This is a genomic window from Variovorax sp. PCZ-1 (assembly GCF_018413605.1).
GTDB lineage: Bacteria > Pseudomonadota > Gammaproteobacteria > Burkholderiales > Burkholderiaceae_C > JANMDU01.
On sequence record NZ_JAHCDN010000001.1, the window covers coordinates 1372144 to 1390065 of the forward strand.

The window sequence follows — 17922 nt, forward strand, 5'->3', positions numbered from 1 at the left end:
TGAAAGTCATCCGATCTGCAGTTCAGGGATGTAGCAAGGGAATACCCTAGGGTGGCGTGTCAGGCTTTTGCCAGAGGCTTGCAGGCTGCAGCAGTGACAATCACACAATACATAAGCAACGGAGTCAACATGGCCGCATTACTTAAATTTGCGCTCGGTATCGATTGGGTTAACGAGCGTTTGAGCAAGATAGCCTCTTGGGCTGTATTCATCTCGGCGATGATTTGCGCAGGCAATGCTTTTGTGCGCTACGGGCTTGATATGAGCTCCAACGGTTGGCTAGAAATCCAGTGGTATTTGTTTGCCGTGACGGTGATGCTTGGCGCGCCTTATGTGCTCAAGCTCAATGAGCATGTGCGGGTAGATCTGATCTACGGCAAGCTCAAAGGCAATGGTCCGGTGTATATCGATTTGTTTGGCTTCATTTTCTTTTTGTTCCCAGTGATCGGGATGCTGTTTTATATGTGCGTTCCCTATTTTTATCAAGCCTTTGTGTCTGGTGAAATGAGCCAAAACGCTGGCGGTCTGATCCGCTGGCCTGCTATTTTGACCTTGCCTGTCGGGTTCGGTTTGTTGCTGCTGCAAGGCGTCTCAGAAGTCATCAAACGCTTGGCCTATTTGGGTGGTATCTACCAAATGGATACGCACTACGAGAAGCCAGTGCAGTAATTTGAGCACTTTGAAAACAATTCCAAGACATCGCCCTTTTAGAAATAGAGCAAAAAATGCTAGTTGAACACTTCCCCCCGATCATGTTTGCCGGCTTGGTGATCGTGATGCTGATTGGTTTCCCCGTCGCTTTCTCTTTGGCCGCTTTGGGCTTAGGTTGCGGCTTTTTTGCGATCCATATGGGCTGGTTCCCAGCCGCCTATATGAGCAATTTGCCACTGGCAATGTTCTCAATTTTGAGCAACGATTTGCTGCTGGCGATTCCGTTCTTTACCTTCATGGGCACGATCTTAGAGAAATGCGGATTGGCCGAAGATATGCTCGATTCCATGGGCCAGCTTTTTGGTCCTGTGCGCGGCGGCTTAGGCTACTCTGTGATCATCGTGGGCTTCATCTTGGGCGCGATCACCGGGACGGTGGCAGGCCAAGTGATCGCCATGGCCTTGATCTCGCTGCCCGTGATGATGCGCTACGGTTACAACATGCGCTACGCCACGGGCGTGCTGGCCGCATCCGGCACGATCACTCAGCTCGTGCCACCTTCTTTGGTGCTCGTGGTGTTGGCGGACCAATTGGGTAAACCTGTGGGTGACATGTACAAAGGCGCTTGGGGCCCATCGATTCTGCAAATTCTTTTCTTTGCGGCCTACACTTTCTTGCTCAGCCGCATCAAGCCCGATTTTCTGCCTGCTGTTCCTAAGAGTGCACGAACTTTACAAGGCTGGGCGCTTTGGAAAAAATGCCTGCGCGGTATCATTCCATCGGCTTTGCTGATCTTTACTGTCTTGGGCTCCATGGGCGGACTGCCATTCCAAAAGACCGCTATCGCTACGCCGACAGAAGCCGGTGCGATGGGCGTTGTTGGTGGTCTGATTTTGGCCGCCATGTATGGGCGCTTGTCTAAAGCTTTGATGTGGGAAGCCATGGTCGGCACAATGCGCCTCACGGCCATGGTGGTCTTTATCTTGATCGGCTCACGCGTGTTCAGCCAAGTCTTCCAAGGCGTAGACGGTCACAAGTGGGTCGAGCATCTTCTCTCTGGCTTGCCAGGCGGTCAAATCGGCTTCCTGATCGTTGTGAACATCTTTGTGTTCTTTCTGGCCTTCTTCTTGGATTTCTTTGAAATCGCCTTCATCATCGTGCCCATGCTCGCGCCTGTGGCTGATAAGTTAGGTATCAATTTGATCTGGTTTGGTGTGCTGCTCTGCGTAAACCTACAAACCAGCTTCATGCATCCGCCCTTTGGTTTTGCGCTCTTTTACTTACGAGGGATTTCAGACACGCTCTTCAAGGAAAAACGAATCCCTGAAGCGGTGAAATCGAACGATATTTACCTCGGCTCGATTCCGTGGATCGTCATGCAGTTGATGCTGGTGGCTATCGTGATATTTGTGCCGCAGACGGTAACTTCCTTCCTCGATAAAGAGATCGTCGTGGATATTGATAAAGTGAAGATAGAGATTCCGGCAGATGCCGAAGCAGCATCTAAAGATCCCGCTGCGGCTCTATCACCTGCATCATCCACTCCATCTTCGAGTACCGATCCTTTTGCTACGCCATCTGCGACCGATCAGGCTACCGCTGACAAGGCTGCAGCCGATGAGCAGAAGAAGATCGACGATCTTTTCAAAGAAAAGAAGTAAGCTAGCTTGATCCATAGGCCTCTCCGGTTGCACAGGCTGGAGAGGTTTTTTTATTCAGCGCGCCCTATTGATTGGACGGCTTTCCACCATGAATGACAACGCATCGTCTGCAAGACTTGGCCCACCGCCATTTCCATTTACGCCCCGCAAAATACCCATGCAAAGCCGCGCGTTCTCAAGACCCTTTCAGGCATTGGCTTGTGTGATTGTTGCGGGCTGTGCTTATTGGCTGTTCTCCTTGTGGTCATCGGGCCAATTGAGTACGGGGCAGGGTAGCGCTGCTGGCCAAGGCTTATATTGGTATCTGGCAGCCTTGGCGCTCTTGGTCTACACCCTCTTTTGTATTCTTACCAGCGTTACAACACTTTCCACAAGCAGTTTGGACCAAAGTTTTGTGTGGAGCAAGCATGTTGAGTTGAATGAGCTAGCCTATGTGAAACTGATTCGAGTGCCTGGCTTGGATTGGCTGATTGCGCCGCGTTTGTATTGCCGCACTTTACTCGGCAAGTTTTCTGTGTTTTATGCTTGTGATCCGCAAATGATTGCTGAGTTTGAGCGCTTGCGTGATGAGCTGAAGGCTTTTCGCCAAATTCGTTAATCAGACCAGCCCGGATATTTCACCATAAGCGCCATTTTGCAAAGCTTGTGTCTCGATAGACAGCATCTTTTGCTCACATCCAATGTGTACTCTGCAAAATGGCTCAGCATCCGCCGCATCCCAAACTCGGGCGTCTGGCTGCACGCTGCTTCGCCCAGAGGGCACGCGCCCTCTGCTTGTCGCATCGCGCAACCAGCCATCCCGATTTTGGGCGCGTCAGACGCTGTCATGGTGAAATATCCGGGCTAGCCAAAAAAAAAACCGCCCGAAGGCGGTTTTTTATTGAATCGCAGAAAACTGGAATTACAGCTTTTGTGATTGCATAAAGCTGTCAAAGCGAGCTTCGGTGAAGCGGAACCAGAGGTTCGCATCAGCACGGAACTTGCTGTAGTCGCCATAGATTTTCGCCCACTGTGGGTTGCTTGCACTGAGTTCGCTGTAGAGTGCCATAGCTTCTTTGAATGCCAGAGCCATCACATCGTTGGGGAACGGACGCAGCTTGGTGCCGCTGCCAACGAGCTGCTTGAGCGCTGCTGGGTTCTTGGCATCGTATTTCGCTTGCATCTCGGTAGCGGCTTGCGCAGCAGCTGCTTCAACGATGGCTTTGTTCTCAGCAGACAGTGCGTTGAAGGCCTTGTCGTTGATGTAGAAATCAAGCTCAGGGCCACCTTCCCACCAGCCAGGATAGTAGTAGAACGGAGCGACCTTGTTGAAGCCAAGCTTCTGGTCATCGTAAGGACCGACCCACTCAGCTGCGTCGATCGTGCCTTTTTCCAGGGCAGAGTAAATCTCGCCGCCAGGGATGTTTTGTGGCACAACGCCCATGCGGCCAAGCACCTTGCCAGCGAAGCCGCCAGCGCGGAATTTCAGGCCTTTCATGTCGGCAACGCTCTTGATCTCTTTGCGATACCAGCCGCCCATTTGAGCGCCCGTATTGCCGCCAACGAAGTTGACGATGTTGTAGCCAGCATAGAACTCACGCATGAGTTTCATACCATTGCCTTCAACCATCCAAGCCGTCATTTGGCGGCTGTTCAGACCGAAAGGAATGGCGCAGCCGAGGGCAAACGCATCGTTCTTACCGAAGAAGTAGTAAGGAGCGGTGTGAGCGCACTCAATAGAGCCTTGCTGCACAGCATCGACCACGCCAAATGGTGGGGTGATCTCGCCAGCGGCGTGAACAGAAATTTCAAACTTGCCGCCAGACATTTTCTTCACTGCATCAGCGAAGGTGTTGGCTGCGCCGAAAATCGTGTCCAGAGCTTTGGGGAAGCTGGACGACAGACGCCAACGCACAGCGGCCTGGGCGTGTACAGCGGGTGCAACACCCGCAGCGAGGACACCGGCGATACCGGCGTTTTTAAGAGCTACGCGACGATCCATGTAAGGAATCTCCTTGAGGACTTGAGGCCTTTTTCTGGCTTTTAGTCAGTTGAACATCTCTCACACCGCACAGCGAATGCACAGCGATCAAGGACTGTTTAAGTCAGTGTGAATTGTAGGGAGCGCCCCCTAGGCAGCCTTGGGGGTTTTCCCTCGACATACCCCCTGAGAAGCGATGGCTTCAGGCTTCTGTCAGATTGTCGCCAGGGACTTCAAATTCAGGCAAAGCGCTTGCGGATACTTGCTTCAATACCGATAGCATCCAGGCCTTGCATGGAGAGCAATTTGGCAGGATCGCCATGTTCGATGAAGACATCGGGTAAACCCAAGTTGAGCACAGGTTTATTGATCTGCAATTGCTGCAAAGCTTCCAGTACCGCAGAGCCTGCGCCCCCCATCAGGCAGCCTTCTTCTAGCGTCACAAGCTGTTCATGCGCATGGGCGATCTCACGCAACAATTCTGTGTCGATCGGTTTAGCCCAGCGCATATTCACAACGGTGGCATCGAGTTTCTCTGCTGCTTGCAACGCGGGATAGAGCATCGTGCCGAAGCTCAAGATGGCCAGTTTTTTGCCCTGCCGCTCCACTTTGCCTTTGCCAAACGGTAAACCAGTGAGTTCGGAAGATGGCTGCTTGCCTGCACCCGCACCACGCGGATAGCGCACGGCAACGCTGTGGTTTTGCTCGAAAGCAGTCGTGAGCAAAGCGCGGCATTCAGCTTCATCAGCTGGGCACGCGACTGAGATATTTGGAATGCAGCGCAAATAAGCAATGTCGTATGCACCTGCATGCGTTGCGCCATCCGCGCCCACCAGGCCTGCGCGATCAAGGGCGAAGACCACAGGCAAATTCTGAATCGTCACATCATGAATCAGCTGGTCATACCCGCGCTGCAAAAACGTGGAGTAAATCGCCACCACGGGCTTCATGCCTTCGCAGGCCAAGCCTGCGGCAAACGTGACGGCATGCTGCTCAGCAATGCCCACGTCGTGATAGCGATCAGGATAGCGCTTTTCGAATTCGACCATGCCCGAGCCTTCACGCATGGCGGGCGTGATGCCCACCAAGCGGCTGTCTTGCGCCGCCATATCGCACAACCATTGGCCGAAGATTTGGGTGAAGGTGGGCTTGGGCGCTGTGGCGGGCTTGGTGAGGCCGACCGCAGGATCAAACTTGCCAGGGCCGTGATAAGCCACAGGATCGGCTTCAGCGAGCTTATAGCCTTGGCCTTTTTTCGTCACGACGTGCAGAAATTGCGGGCCCGCGCCTTTTTCCATCAATTGCTTGACGTTTTCCAGCATCGGAATGAGTGAATCCAAATCATGGCCATCAATCGGGCCGATGTAGTTGAAGCCGAATTTCTCAAATAATGTGGCAGGCACGACCAAGCCTTTGGCTTGTTCTTCTACGCGTTTGGCCAGCTCAAACAGTGGCGGAATCGGCTTCAAAACCTGTTTGCCCACACTTTTCGCTGCTGCATAAAAACGCCCGCTCATGAGCTGCGCCAAATAGCGATTGAGCGCCCCCACAGGCGGTGAAATGCTCATGTCGTTATCGTTGAGCACCACCAGCAAAGGCAATTCCGGCTGCACACCTGCGTTGTTCATCGCCTCAAAAGCCATGCCTGCGCTCATCGCACCATCGCCAATGATGGCAACTGCATGACGCATTTGGTTTTGATTCTTCGCGCCAATGGCCATGCCTAGGGCAGCAGAAATGGAGGTGGAGGAATGCGCTGTGCCAAACGTGTCATACGGGCTTTCATCGCGGCGCGGAAAGCCGCTGATGCCGCCCAGCTGACGCAAGGTGTGCATCTGATCGCGGCGGCCTGTCAAGATTTTGTGCGGATAGGTTTGATGACCCACATCCCACACGAGGCGATCTTCGGGTGTGTTGAACACGTAATGCAATGCAACAGTGAGCTCCACCGTGCCGAGATTGGAGCTTAAGTGCCCGCCTGTTTTGGAGACGGACTGCAGCACATGCTCGCGCAGCTCATCGGCCAGCGTTTTGAGATCAGCACGTGGCAGTTTGCGCAGATCAGCGGGCGCGTTGATGGTGGAGAGCAGGCTGGCTGAAGTCATGATCGAAATAAATTACTATAGTTCTAATAGCACTCTGCGCATATTTTATGCCGGCGATTGGCTTGTTTGGCCATAAAAATGCTTAATAGACACGTTGCACTACCATGTCTGCCAATGAGCGCAGCGCAGCAGTATCGGTCAAGGTACTGGCATCCAGCGCGCTCGTGGCTTGTGTGTAAAGTTGCTGCGCGTAGTCTTGTGAGCGCTGCATGCCCAGAATGGAAACATAAGTCGGCTTGTTGGCTTCAGCATCTTTGCCAGCGGTCTTACCGAGGGTGGCCGAATCAGCGGTCACATCCAGAATATCGTCCACCACTTGGAAGGCCAAGCCAATGGCATGGCCGTAGGTGAGCAGTGCCTGCGTTTGCTGCGGTGTGGGTGTGCCGCAGGCCGCGCCCATCATCACGCTGGCTTGCAGCAAGGCGCCAGTTTTCAGCTCATGCATTTTTTTCAGCTGGGCTTCGTTCAAGGCTGTGCCCACACTGGCCAGATCAATCGCTTGGCCTCCTGCCATACCGGCTTCGCCAGCAGCGCGAGCGAGCAGGGCGCATAGCTTGGCTTGCATGGCCTCAGGCACACTGCCGTCTTGCGGCGTGAGCAGCTCAAAAGCCAAAGCTTGCAATGCATCACCCGCTAGCAAAGCGGTGGCTTGGCCAAACTTCACATGCACTGTCGGTTTGCCACGGCGCAGAACATCATTGTCCATGCAGGGCATATCGTCATGCACCAGGCTGTAGGCATGGATCAGTTCAACGGCACATGCCGCTCGCATAGCGGCTTGCGCATGGCCATTCAGGCTCTCGCACGCAGCCAAGGCCAGCAAGGGGCGCAGCCGCTTGCCGCCGCCGAGCACGGCGTAGCGCATGGCTTCACCCAGGCCTGCGTGAGTGAGTTGAGGCATCCATTGAACAAGCGCCTGTTCAACACGCTCAAGATGTAGGCCGCTCCATGCGGAAAAATCAAAATGGCTCATCCACCGCCTTTATTGTTCAGAATTCGTGGCATCTAGCCGCTTGATTTGTTGCTCTACTGCAGACAGCTTGTCTCGGCAAATCTTCAACAGAGCCGCACCCCTTTGATAGCCAGCCAGCAAGTCATCCAGTGGCATTTGGCCAGAGTCCATGCGCGCCACCAAAGCCTCCAACTCCTGCAAAGCGGCTTCATAGCTCAGTTCAGCATCTGCAGAAACGGTGGGGGCGGTGGATTTAGGCATAGTATTTGTGACGAAACCATGATTTTAGGCGGTGCGAGACACTACATATGAAGCCGAGGTGAAGTCAAAGGTTAAAATCAGCTACGCGGCTACGTTTGGGTAGCCGTTTTCATCTTCTCCTTTTGATTGGGTTGCCAAACATGACCGACCTGAGCCTCGCCAAACATTTGCAGTTGCAGCAAGCTCCACTGCAGGTTTCCAGCTATTTCGATGCAGCCACCTACCAGGCTGAGCAGCAGCGCATCTTCTCGCATGCCCCAAAATACGTTGGCCACGCTTTAGCTGTGCCCAAAGTGGGTGACTATTACGCTCTGCCACAAGAAGGCGAAGGCCGCGTGCTGATGCACACGCCCAAAGGCTTGGAACTGATTTCCAACGTCTGCCGCCATCGGCAAGCGGTGATGCTGCATGGGCGAGGCCATCAAGAGCAAAGCAACATCATCTGTCCGCTTCATCGCTGGACGTATGACACCTCGGGCGCGCAGCCCACAGGTACTTTGATCGGCGCGCCGCATTTTGAGCAAGACCCTTGCCTCAATTTAAACAACTACGCCTTGCAGTCTTGGAATGGCTTGCAGTTTGATGCCGCTACAACGAAACACACTGATTTGAATCAAATCTTCAAAGGCATGAAAGCTGCGAAAGATTTGGATTTTTCTGGCTACCAGTTCCACCGAGCCATCCACCACGAGTGCAATTACAACTGGAAGACCTTCATTGAGGTGTATTTGGAGGACTATCACGTGGGCCCTTTCCATCCTGGCCTTGGCCAGTTTGTGGCTTGCGATGAATTGCAATGGGAATTCGGCGCGCGATGGAGCGTGCAAACCGTGGGCGTGGCCGACAAACTTGGCAAGCCCGGCAGCGCCGTTTATCAGCGTTGGCACGATGCCGTGCTCAGCTACCGTGGCGGCCAAGCGCCCGCGCATGGCGCGATCTGGCTCACGCTTTATCCCACGGTCATGGTCGAGTGGTATCCGCATGTGCTCACCGTGAGCACGCTCTACCCCCAAGGCCCGCAAAAAACACTCAACATCGTCGAGTTTTTCTACCCCGAAGAAATCGCCGCCTTCGAGCCTCACTTCATCGAAGCCCAGCAAGCCGCTTACATGGAAACCTGCGAAGAAGACGACGAAATCGCCCTGCGCATGGATGCAGGCCGCAAAGCCTTGCATGAGCGCGGCGAGAGTGAATCAGGCCCTTACCAAAGCCCGATGGAAGACGGTATGCAGCATTTCCATCAGTGGTACATGAACGCGATGATCTGATCGGATGCTATTAATTGAATAGCACTCTGCGCAGATTCTATGCCGGTGATATGCCAAAAACACTTTGAATTCTGCAAACTTTTTCGTTCTCAGGCATCATTGAGCCCATGAACGACACAACAAGCTACACCCCTCCCAAAATCTGGCAAGCACCGCAGAGCAGCGGCGGCGCATTCGCCAATATCAATCGCCCCATTGCTGGTGCAACGCATCAGAAAGAGTTGCCCATCGGCAAACATCCTTTTCAGCTTTACTCGCTTGGCACACCCAATGGCGTGAAAGTCACCGTGATGTTCGAAGAGCTTTTGGCGCTCGGCCACAAAGGTGCGGAATACGATGCATGGCTCATCAAAATTGGCGAAGGCATGCAGTTTGGCAGCGGCTTTGTCGAGGTCAATCCCAATTCCAAGATTCCCGCGCTGATGGATCGCAGCAATCCTGCCAAGCCCATTCGTGTCTTCGAATCCGGCGCCATCCTCATGCACTTGGCGGAAAAGTTTGGCGCTTTCTTACCCACTGAAACGGCAGCCCGCGCCGAATGCCTCTCTTGGCTCTTCTGGCAAATGGGCAGCGCACCTTTCGTGGGCGGCGGCTTTGGGCATTTCTATGCCTACGCCCCCGAGAAAATCGAATACGCGATTGACCGCTACGCCATGGAAACCAAACGCCAAATGGACGTGCTTGACCGCCTGCTCGCAGAGCGCAAATTCATCTGCGGCGACGACTACACCATCGCGGACATGGCCATCTGGCCTTGGTACGGCCAAATGGCCCTAGGCCGTTCCTACAACGCTGGCGAATTCCTACAAGTGCACACTTACAAAAACGTACTTCGATGGGCCCATGAGTTAGATGCTCGCCCCGCCGTCAAACGCGGCCGCATGGTCAACAAAGTGCAAGGCGAGCCTGCCTTGCAATTGCATGAGCGGCATGATGCGAGTGATTTTGAGTTAAAGACTCAGGACAAGATTTCAGCTTAATTTCGGCTGTTTTTGGCGTTTGGTCGGCGTAGAGTCTGCGCAAAGTGCTATCTAATTTATAGCAATTTAAGGTACTGCGACGACTCAAACGCAGTGACTACACCCAGTGTGTAGACGCGTCAGACGCGAAGCTGTTCCTCAGCCTTCGCCTTCAAAGAAAGCATCGTCTTCGGCAAACCCTTGCGCACTTGCGCGCCCACGAGCGGACCAAAGATGAAGCGTAGGAAGCCTGAGAAGGTGACGCGGTGTACGGCCTCAGTCACGCCACCTCGCTCGGTGAGCTCGTGATCAAAGCGCATAGAAAATCCGGGGATGGCGCCGACGACGCTGAAAGATCGGTCTTGCGTGACTTCCACGAGCGTCATCTTCACGGCTTGGCCTTTTGCGGGTTCGATATGCCCGGTCGCACCCACTGCAAACGAGCCCCCCAGAGACGAAGATTTTGTATCTGGATCCCAAGTGTTCCAGCGCTCCACATCGGCGTAAATCGCAAAAATCGTGGATGCTGGTGCATTGATCAGGATGCGTTCTTCGATCATCTTGGGCTCCTTTGTGACTTATCAGCTATGAGTATGGCCTAAACGATAGCGCGTTTTAGTGCTTCCTCGTCAAGCAGTTCGATCCACTTGCGACCCAACTGGAGCACGCCCTGCTGCTCCATGTGCTTCAAGGCAATAGATGCCTTGGGTCGACTGACTCCGCAGCGTGAAGCCAATTGCTCGTGGGTGAGCGAGATGAGGGTACGGCCATCTTTTCTGGGAGACAGATCCGCCGATAAGCGAAGCAAACCTGCGCCGATTCGGGCTTTCACGCCGCGTGTGGAGAGCGCTCGCTCGCGAGCCTGCACCTCCCGTAAACGGCTACCCAGAAATCTCACTAACAACACCAACGATTTGGGATCACTCAAGAGCATTTGCTCCATCTCAGACACCTTGACCCATCGAATCACCGCCGCGTCGCGGACAATCAAATCGCTGCCGCTGGGTAGGTTATTGAACAGATACGACAAGAATGCAAATTCTCCGGCTTGAAACGAGATTGGGACGATTTGACGATCCAAAGAGCTGGGCACATGAACCACCACATCTAAGCGCCCGCTCATCACATAGGGCAGTTGCGTCATCTGATCTCCACTTTTGCACAGTACCGTTCCCGCCGGACATTCATGCATCGCTCGCCGAGGCAATTCAAGTGAAGCGGCCAACTGCTGGGCAAGCCGTCTGCCTAGGGCCTGGCTGCCTGCAAAATCACTGGCGGGTTCAGAGGGCAAGGTATTCACTGCTAGGGTCATCCCTGAATTGTTACCGAGGGAACTGAAGCGCGCAAGGCTTTCATGGAGCATGTCTTCCATGATTGATTTGAAAGGCACATCATGATCACTCGTCGTCACACCATGTCAGCCCTCAGCGCAGGTGCACTTGCAACCCTCGCACCCAGCTTGTCGCTCGCACAAGGTAAACCGCTCAAAATTCTTGTGGGATATCCCGCAGGGGGCGCAGTTGATGTCGTAGCAAGACGGCTAGGCGAAGACTTACGTGCGCAGGGCTACAACGTGAACGTAGAAAACCGCACGGGCGCTGCCGGTCAACTCGCCACAGAAGCCATGGTCGCTTCGCCTGCTGATGGCAGCACCATCGTCTTCATGCCAGGCGGCAATGCCACGATTTTTCCGCATGTGTATCCCAAGCTTCGCTACAGCATGGCCGACCTCGCTCCTTTGGCCAGCGTTTGCTCATTCCAATTCGGTTTGGCCGTGGGCCCTGGCACACCAGCAAAGACCCTCAAAGAGTTTGTCGATTGGGCCAAGGCCAATCCGGGCAAAGCGAGCTACGGCACACCCGGCGCGGGCACAGTCATGCATTTCATGGGAGTGATGTTTGGCAAAAAGGCGGGTATTGACTTTCTGCATGTGCCGTATCGCGGCGGTGCGCTTGCGCTCAACGATGTCATGGGTGGCACCATTCCAGCGCTGGCCACTACGCTGCCGAATTTGGTTTCGCATCACAAATCGGGCAAGCTGCGTATTCTCGGTTTCTCGGGTGAGCAAGCCCTACCAGGGCTGCCCGGTGTGCCGACCTTCAAAGAGCAAGGTTATCCAGAGCTGGTCATGAGCGAAGTATTTGGCCTCTTTGCTTCAAGCAAAACGCCCGCCCCGATTATCGCCGAGTTAGAAAAAGCAATCATTGCTGCGGCAAATACGCCCGGCTTCGTTGCCGCCATAGAAAAGCTGGAGTTCGACGCTGGAACAAGCACTTCTGCAAATTTCACGCGCGCTTTGAAAGCAGATCTTGAGCGCTGGGGCCCCGTGATTAAAGCGACTGGCTACACGGCGGCAGATTGATCGCACACAACAGAGCAGTATGGATCGACCCAATATTTTGCTGATCATGAGTGATCAGCACCGGGGAGACTGTTTCGGCTTTGAGGGCCGGCGCGTAAGCACGCCGCATTTAGACTTGCTGGCCAGTCAAGGCGCTCGATTCTCTGCATGTATCACGCCCAATGTGGTCTGCATGCCCGCGCGCAGCGCTGTGCTGACAGGCATGCTGCCTATGACCAATGGCGTCCATGACAACGGTATTGATCTGGACGAGGCGCTCGCGGATAAAGGCTTCGCAGGCTCGCTGAGCAAAGCAGGCTACGACACCCGCTTCATCGGCAAAGCACATTTCTCCAGCAACCATTCCTACGGCAACAAGCCCACCGGCCGCTGCGAAAACATTCCCAGCTCGCATCTATTTGCCGATGATTGGCAGGGGCCTTACATGGGCTTTGAGAACGTGGAGCTGATGCAGCTCGGCCACAACTATTGGCTGCCCGAAAAAAGCCCCGGCGGCTTGCACTACGAGCGCTGGTATCACGCAGATGGCCAAGGAGATCTTAAAGATAAGCTGTACAAGCAAGCCTTAGCGCCTTTAACCAATGCCGCACAAACGCACAACAGCGCGCTGCCCACAGCGTGGCACAACAGCACTTGGGTGGGCGACCGTGCAGTGAGCTATCTGCGCGAGCAAGGGCGCGCTCAGCGCAGTGCCCCACAAAATACACAAGCTCCAAAGCCCTTCTGCGCTTGGGTCTCGATGGCAGATCCGCATCACCCTTTCGATGCGCCAGCGCCGTGGTGTTGGATGCATCGCCCAGAAGATGTAGATTTGCCAGCGCATCGCAGCCGTGATTTGGAGCGCCGCCCATGGTGGCATCGCGCAGCCTTGGAGAACACGCCTGGGGGTACGCCTGAAACCCGCAAGGTCAGAGAAGAATACTCACGCATGCCGCTGCAAACCGATGCACAGCTGCGTGACATCACGGCCAATTACTACGGCATGATTTCTCTGGTCGATCATCAGGTGGGGCGAATTTTGGCAGCCTTGGAGGAAGAAGGTCTCGCTGAAAATACCCTAGTCGTATTCACCTCCGATCACGGCGAATTGCTTGGTGACCACGGCCTCATGCTCAAAGGCCCGATGCACTATGAAGGCCTGCTGCGAGTCGGGCTGCTAATGCGCGGGCCGGGCGTCGCTGCAGGCCAGAAAATCAACACGCCCGTATCGACCATCGATCTGGCTGCGACCTTCGGCGACTATGCCTCCACGCGCATCACGTCTGCCATACACAGCACCAGCCTGCGCCCCCTGCTAGAAAATTGCCAGGCGACACCACGAGATCACGCCTACAACGAATGGCGCTTAGGGCCATCGCGCTGCGGTGTTGCTTTGGATTTACGCACGGTTCGCACTCAAACCGCCAAACTCACGGTGGAGCTGGGCAGTGGAGCAGGCGAAATGTACGACTTGAATGACGATCCCTACGAATGCATCAATCGATTCGAGGATCCCAACCATCGCGGCCTGCGTGATGAGTTGATGCAGCGGCTGATGAGCCGCCCCAACGATATTCGCACCCCATCCCTAGAGCCAGTGGGCCCTGCATAAATTCAAAAGGAGATCGATGATGAAACTTGAACGACGCACAGCTTTACTAGCTACCGCAGGCGCGGCATTGGCACTGCAAGGCTGCTCAACCACCGCTGGCGGTAGCAGCAAACCCAAACACTTTGTCCTGCTACATGGCGCTTGGCACGGCGCATGGGCATGGTCTAAAGCCGCGCCCTTGCTGCGCCAAGCTGGGAACACAGTCTCCACCCCCACTTTATCTGGCCTCGGGGAGCGCAGCCATGTTGCAGCGGGTACCAGCGGATTAGCAGTTCATGTGAAGGACGTGGTTTCACATCTCATGATGGAAGATTTGCGAGATGTGGTCATGGTGGGCCATTCTTATGCAGGCTGCGTGTTGTCGGGCGTGTTGGCCGCTCGCACTGGGCGGGTCTCCCATGCGATCTATCTTGATGCCTTTGTACCGATGCAAGGTCAAGCCATGGCAAATTTCCTTCCACCGCCCGTCAAAGCTGACTTTGAGCGACTTGCAGCACAAAATACCACCGTGCCCGTGCCACCGGCCGCCAGCTGGGGAGAGCGCTGGGGCTTGACCGATCCAGCGCTGGTGGCTTGGGCGCAGCCGCGCATGACGCCTCAAGCCGCTCTCAGCTTTACAGAGCAGGTACAGGGCGATCCGATGGCCGAATCCGTGCGACGAACTTATCTGAAGTGCGCCACCAATCCCAACCCGCAATTCAAAAACATTGCTGCGGGCATCCAAAAAGACTCGCGCTTCAAATACGCCGAAGTCGAAGGGCATCACAACATCATGCTGATTGATCCTCAGCGATTTGTTTCATCACTTTTATCACTGGCTTAAAGCCAAAGGAGATTGCCATGTTGAATCGTCGTACTTTTACTGTTTATGGTGCAGCTGCTACGCTTGGCGCACCAGCGTTTGCGCAAGCTGATGCTTTAAAAATTGTGGTGGGTTTTCCAGCGGGCGGCATTGTCGATGTCATTGCCCGCGAATTGGGCGAGGCGATGAAGCCGCATTTGGGCGGGCGAGCCATCATTGTTGATTCCAAGCCAGGCGCTGGAGGCCGTATTGGCGTGGCTACAGTCAAATCGGCTGCGCCTGATGGCAACACATTGCTACTCACGCCATCTTCGATCATGACGCTGTATCCGCATGTTTTCAGCAAGCTGGCCTACGATGCGCAAAAAGATTTTGCACCGGTCAGCACCGTTTGCATGTCTGCTAACGCACTCGCTGTGGGCATGCATGTGCCTGTCAAGACTCTCTCGGAGTTTATTGCTTGGTGTAAAGCCAATCCCAAAGAGGCTACCTATGCATCGCCCGGCGCTGGCTCTGGTCCCCATTTTTTGGGTGCTCAAATCGCCAGCGCTGCGGGTGTTGACATGCTGCATGTGCCCTACAGAGGCGCGCCAGATATTCTCAACGACTTGTACGGTGGCCGCGTCTCATCGTTTGTCACAGCCCTCTCTAACGCCGTTCAACCCCATCTGGGCGGAAAAATGCGGGTCTTGGTCACCACATCACCCAAACGCCTGGCCGCGCTGCCAGATGTGCAGACCGCTGCCGAAGCGGGCTATCCTCAGCTCACCGGCTTGGAATGGTTTGGCTTGTTTGCGCCAGCGGGAACGAATGCCGAGCGTGTATCCGCGCTGAACGCGGCTGTTAGCAAAGCCATTGCCAGTGATCGGATCAAAGAGGCGTTTGGCAAATTGGTGATGGAACCATCGGCGAGCAGTTCAGCCGATTTTGCAAAAACGATCAAGGCAGACACGGATAAGTGGGGCGTGATCGCAAAACGTCTGAATTACCAACCCGTGGACGCGTAACAGCTTGCATGTAGGGCTAAGGCGGGATGAGCACCTTTGTCTTGATTCATGGCGGCTGGCATGGTGGCTGGTGCTGGCGCAAAGTGGCCAAGCGGCTGCGCGCTGCAGGTCATGATGTCTTCACGCCCACGCTCACGGGCTTGGGCGAGCGTGAGCACCTGTGGACGCCAGATGTGGGCCTTGCAACGCACACGCAAGATGTGTTGAACCTCATTCGCTTTGAGCAATTGAATCGTGTGATCTTGGTGGGGCACAGCTATGGCGGAGTCATCATCACCTTGGTCGCCGATCAGATGGCGTCAAGCATCCATGCCTTGGTGTACGTCGATGCCCTCATCCCCGAGGATCAAGTACCCGACTGGCATCATTTCCCTCCCGAGCGTAGAGAGCGCATGCTGACTGGCGCAGCCCAGTGGGGAGGGCTACGCGTCCCGCCGCCTGACCCCGCTGTTTGGGGCATCACCAACCAGCAAGATCGCGCTTGGCTTCAAGCGTGTTGCACGCCGCATCCCATCAAAACCATGCATGACGCGCCACGCGTCTCAACGGCTTGGCAGGCCGTTCGCAGAAAGCATTACATCTTGGCAAGTACGCACGGCAACCCACGCTTTGTTCACCATCACCATTCTGTCCAAGGGCAACCCGGCTGGACAACCGAAGTCATCGCCGGCGGGCATGAATTGATGGTGACCCACCCTAAAGAGTTAGCCACTTCACTGCAACGTGTCGCGGAAGAGGGCACTGCTGATTAACTTATGTCAACCCAACGCACCAACACATTGATTCTCTTGACCGACGAGCAAGACGCGCAAGCGCTCAGCTGTGCCGGCCACCCTTTCGTCAAGACGCCGCACATGGATGCGCTTGCCGCACGCGGCACGCGCTTCACCAACGCCTTCACGCCATCGCCCATTTGCGTGCCTGCCCGTGCAAGCTTAGCCACGGGGCGCTGGGTGCACAACATAGGCTACTGGGACAACGCCATGGGCTATGACGGGCGCGTTCCCGGCTGGGGGCATGCCTTGATCGACGCCGGGCAGCGCGTGGCGTCAATCGGTAAGTTGCACTATGTCAACGACACAGCCCCGACCGGTTTCACTGAGCAGCATGACCCACTGCATTTGGCCGAAGGGGTGGGGCAAGTGTGGGGCTCCGTGCGCAACCCATTGCCTGAGCAGCCTCGGCCTTCTAGACTATTCGATCAGCTGGGAAGCGGCGAATCAAGCTACAACCGCTACGACGTGGCCAGCGCCACACAAGCTGCCCAATGGCTGCGCGAGCGTGGCAGCGAAACCGATGCACCGCCTTGGACGCTCTTCGTCGGCTTTGTTGCGCCGCATTTCCCGCTGGTGGTGCCGCAAAAATACATCGATCAAATCGACATCGCACGCATCCCTGTGCCGCGCCTGCATCCTGACTCGGGTGTGCCCCGCCATCCTTGGGTGCAGCGGCATGCTGATTTCTCCAATGCGGATGCGGAGCTGGGCGCGCCAGAGCGCAGACGCTATGCACTGGCTTGCTACTACGCCTTGGTCAACTTTATCGATGAGCAGATCGGTCACGTCTTGCAAGCACTCGCCGCAACCGGGCAACAAGAGACCACGCGCGTGATCCTGAGCAGCGATCACGGAGACAACCAAGGCGTGCGCGGCATGTGGAACAAATCCACGCTGTATCGGGAAGCCACCAACATTCCCATGATCATTGCTGGGCCTGGTGTCCCGGAAGGTGTGGTTCGTACAACCAACGTCAACCTCATTGATATTGCACCAACGGTGCTCGATACCGCCGGCCTTACGCCCGATGCCAGCTTGCCCGGCGAATCTTTGATCGCTTTGGCTCAGAAGCCCGATGATCCGCAACGAATTGGCTTTAGCGAATACCATGCGGTGGGCTCGCCCAGCGCGGCCTACATGTTGCGACAAGGCGATTGGGCGTATCACTACTATGTGGGCTACGAGCCAGAGCTGTTTGATCTGCGCTCTGATCCGGGCCAAACCACCAATATCGCCCAGCAGTCGCAACATGCCACGGCGCTTGCGCTGTTCGAAGCCAAGCTGCGCCAACTGCTTGACCCAGAAGGCATAGACAAAACAGCCAAGGCAGATCAAGACCAACTTATCGCTCGGTTTGGCGGCAGGGATGCCGCTCTCAAGATCGGCGCACCGGGCGCGAGCCCCGTGCCTGCGGCGCGTGGGAATTGAAATTCAACTGAACAAATAAACAGCCTTGATCATGAAATGCAGATGAGCAGCTCGGTGAAATCCGTATCGCTTAAAACTAGGACAAGGTGTGGGAGTCCTCGGCGATTTCAATCAGAAATCAGCCTATGTATCTCTGCAA

The 17922-nt window shown here is 55.2% G+C and carries 17 protein-coding genes; 11 read left to right on the forward strand and 6 right to left on the reverse strand.

Translation table 11 applies throughout. From position 1 onward, the window contains the following. Positions 1-129 precede the first annotated feature (129 nt). From KIH26_RS06620 to KIH26_RS06630, 3 genes are all read left to right on the forward strand, one after another. Positions 130-669, forward strand: coding sequence for a TRAP transporter small permease subunit (locus KIH26_RS06620; RefSeq protein WP_213443602.1), 540 nt, complete (start codon positions 130-132; stop codon positions 667-669). 56 nt (positions 670-725) lie between these two features. Beyond that, entirely contained in the window at positions 726-2312 is a 1587-nt protein-coding gene (locus KIH26_RS06625; protein ID WP_213443603.1) for a TRAP transporter large permease, read from the forward strand. An 88-nt stretch (positions 2313-2400) separates the two neighbouring features. Further along, positions 2401-2910, forward strand: a complete 510-nt coding sequence (locus KIH26_RS06630; RefSeq protein WP_213443605.1) for a hypothetical protein — start codon at positions 2401-2403, stop codon at positions 2908-2910. Positions 2911-3213: 303 nt separating this feature from the next. Here the strand turns inward: KIH26_RS06630 and KIH26_RS06635 are convergent, their stop codons facing one another. The 4 genes from KIH26_RS06635 to xseB form a co-directional block, all read right to left on the reverse strand. Next, entirely contained in the window at positions 3214-4293 is a 1080-nt protein-coding gene (locus tag KIH26_RS06635; protein ID WP_213443606.1) for a TRAP transporter substrate-binding protein, read from the reverse strand. A gap of 218 nt (positions 4294-4511) precedes the next feature. Next, positions 4512-6377, reverse strand: a complete 1866-nt coding sequence (gene dxs, locus KIH26_RS06640) for a 1-deoxy-D-xylulose-5-phosphate synthase (RefSeq protein ID WP_213443607.1) — start codon at positions 6375-6377, stop codon at positions 4512-4514. Positions 6378-6459: 82 nt separating this feature from the next. Beyond that, on the reverse strand, positions 6460-7350 hold the full coding sequence (locus KIH26_RS06645; RefSeq protein WP_213443608.1) for a polyprenyl synthetase family protein: 891 nt from the start codon (positions 7348-7350) through the stop codon (positions 6460-6462). A gap of 9 nt (positions 7351-7359) precedes the next feature. Next, positions 7360-7590, reverse strand: a complete 231-nt coding sequence (gene xseB / locus KIH26_RS06650; RefSeq protein ID WP_213443610.1) for an exodeoxyribonuclease VII small subunit — start codon at positions 7588-7590, stop codon at positions 7360-7362. A 140-nt stretch (positions 7591-7730) separates the two neighbouring features. On the opposite strand from xseB, the gene KIH26_RS06655 reads away from it, so the two are divergent. Then, positions 7731-8858 (forward strand): aromatic ring-hydroxylating oxygenase subunit alpha, encoded by a 1128-nt coding sequence (locus KIH26_RS06655; RefSeq protein ID WP_213443611.1) that lies wholly within the window; start codon positions 7731-7733, stop codon positions 8856-8858. Positions 8859-8965: 107 nt separating this feature from the next. Beyond that, positions 8966-9838, forward strand: a complete 873-nt coding sequence (yghU, locus tag KIH26_RS06660; RefSeq protein WP_213443612.1) for a glutathione-dependent disulfide-bond oxidoreductase — start codon at positions 8966-8968, stop codon at positions 9836-9838. A gap of 119 nt (positions 9839-9957) precedes the next feature. Here yghU and KIH26_RS06665 read toward each other — a convergent pair whose 3' ends face one another. After that, positions 9958-10377 carry an SRPBCC family protein gene (locus KIH26_RS06665; RefSeq protein ID WP_213443613.1) on the reverse strand — a complete coding sequence of 140 codons (420 nt, stop codon included), beginning with the start codon at positions 10375-10377 and terminating at the stop codon, positions 9958-9960. Between the two features lie 38 nt (positions 10378-10415). Then, positions 10416-10961, reverse strand: coding sequence for a Crp/Fnr family transcriptional regulator (locus KIH26_RS06670; RefSeq protein ID WP_213443614.1), 546 nt, complete (start codon positions 10959-10961; stop codon positions 10416-10418). A gap of 249 nt (positions 10962-11210) precedes the next feature. Between KIH26_RS06670 and KIH26_RS06675 the strand changes: the two genes are divergently transcribed. The 6 genes from KIH26_RS06675 to KIH26_RS06700 are packed head-to-tail and all read left to right on the forward strand — an operon-like array spanning position 11211 to position 17783. Beyond that, positions 11211-12179 carry a Bug family tripartite tricarboxylate transporter substrate binding protein gene (locus KIH26_RS06675; protein ID WP_213443616.1) on the forward strand — a complete coding sequence of 323 codons (969 nt, stop codon included), beginning with the start codon at positions 11211-11213 and terminating at the stop codon, positions 12177-12179. A gap of 19 nt (positions 12180-12198) precedes the next feature. Further along, complete coding sequence (locus tag KIH26_RS06680) at positions 12199-13770, forward strand: sulfatase-like hydrolase/transferase (RefSeq protein WP_213443617.1); 1572 nt, start codon at positions 12199-12201, stop codon at positions 13768-13770. A 19-nt stretch (positions 13771-13789) separates the two neighbouring features. Beyond that, positions 13790-14593 (forward strand): alpha/beta fold hydrolase, encoded by an 804-nt coding sequence (locus tag KIH26_RS06685; protein ID WP_213443618.1) that lies wholly within the window; start codon positions 13790-13792, stop codon positions 14591-14593. Between the two features lie 17 nt (positions 14594-14610). Continuing rightward, positions 14611-15579 carry a Bug family tripartite tricarboxylate transporter substrate binding protein gene (locus tag KIH26_RS06690; protein ID WP_213443619.1) on the forward strand — a complete coding sequence of 323 codons (969 nt, stop codon included), beginning with the start codon at positions 14611-14613 and terminating at the stop codon, positions 15577-15579. A 26-nt stretch (positions 15580-15605) separates the two neighbouring features. Further along, positions 15606-16331, forward strand: coding sequence for an alpha/beta fold hydrolase (locus KIH26_RS06695; protein WP_213443620.1), 726 nt, complete (start codon positions 15606-15608; stop codon positions 16329-16331). A 3-nt stretch (positions 16332-16334) separates the two neighbouring features. Then, positions 16335-17783: a sulfatase family protein gene (locus tag KIH26_RS06700; protein WP_213443622.1), complete on the forward strand. Its 1449-nt coding sequence runs from the start codon at positions 16335-16337 to the stop codon at positions 17781-17783. Positions 17784-17922: the final 139 nt, after the last annotated feature.

What these genes read in the sequence shown, in the direction of transcription:
- KIH26_RS06620 (WP_213443602.1), top strand. Translation starts at nt 130, where the DNA reads ATGGCCGCATTACTTAAATTTGCGCTCGGTATCGATTGGGTTAACGAG.
- KIH26_RS06625 (WP_213443603.1), top strand. Translation starts at nt 726, where the DNA reads ATGCTAGTTGAACACTTCCCCCCGATCATGTTTGCCGGCTTGGTGATC.
- KIH26_RS06630 (WP_213443605.1), top strand. Translation starts at nt 2,401, where the DNA reads ATGAATGACAACGCATCGTCTGCAAGACTTGGCCCACCGCCATTTCCA.
- KIH26_RS06635 (WP_213443606.1), bottom strand. Translation starts at nt 4,293, where the DNA reads ATGGATCGTCGCGTAGCTCTTAAAAACGCCGGTATCGCCGGTGTCCTC.
- dxs (WP_213443607.1), bottom strand. Translation starts at nt 6,377, where the DNA reads ATGACTTCAGCCAGCCTGCTCTCCACCATCAACGCGCCCGCTGATCTG.
- KIH26_RS06645 (WP_213443608.1), bottom strand. Translation starts at nt 7,350, where the DNA reads ATGAGCCATTTTGATTTTTCCGCATGGAGCGGCCTACATCTTGAGCGT.
- xseB (WP_213443610.1), bottom strand. Translation starts at nt 7,590, where the DNA reads ATGCCTAAATCCACCGCCCCCACCGTTTCTGCAGATGCTGAACTGAGC.
- KIH26_RS06655 (WP_213443611.1), top strand. Translation starts at nt 7,731, where the DNA reads ATGACCGACCTGAGCCTCGCCAAACATTTGCAGTTGCAGCAAGCTCCA.
- yghU (WP_213443612.1), top strand. Translation starts at nt 8,966, where the DNA reads ATGAACGACACAACAAGCTACACCCCTCCCAAAATCTGGCAAGCACCG.
- KIH26_RS06665 (WP_213443613.1), bottom strand. Translation starts at nt 10,377, where the DNA reads ATGATCGAAGAACGCATCCTGATCAATGCACCAGCATCCACGATTTTT.
- KIH26_RS06670 (WP_213443614.1), bottom strand. Translation starts at nt 10,961, where the DNA reads ATGACGCAACTGCCCTATGTGATGAGCGGGCGCTTAGATGTGGTGGTT.
- KIH26_RS06675 (WP_213443616.1), top strand. Translation starts at nt 11,211, where the DNA reads ATGATCACTCGTCGTCACACCATGTCAGCCCTCAGCGCAGGTGCACTT.
- KIH26_RS06680 (WP_213443617.1), top strand. Translation starts at nt 12,199, where the DNA reads ATGGATCGACCCAATATTTTGCTGATCATGAGTGATCAGCACCGGGGA.
- KIH26_RS06685 (WP_213443618.1), top strand. Translation starts at nt 13,790, where the DNA reads ATGAAACTTGAACGACGCACAGCTTTACTAGCTACCGCAGGCGCGGCA.
- KIH26_RS06690 (WP_213443619.1), top strand. Translation starts at nt 14,611, where the DNA reads ATGTTGAATCGTCGTACTTTTACTGTTTATGGTGCAGCTGCTACGCTT.
- KIH26_RS06695 (WP_213443620.1), top strand. Translation starts at nt 15,606, where the DNA reads ATGAGCACCTTTGTCTTGATTCATGGCGGCTGGCATGGTGGCTGGTGC.
- KIH26_RS06700 (WP_213443622.1), top strand. Translation starts at nt 16,335, where the DNA reads ATGTCAACCCAACGCACCAACACATTGATTCTCTTGACCGACGAGCAA.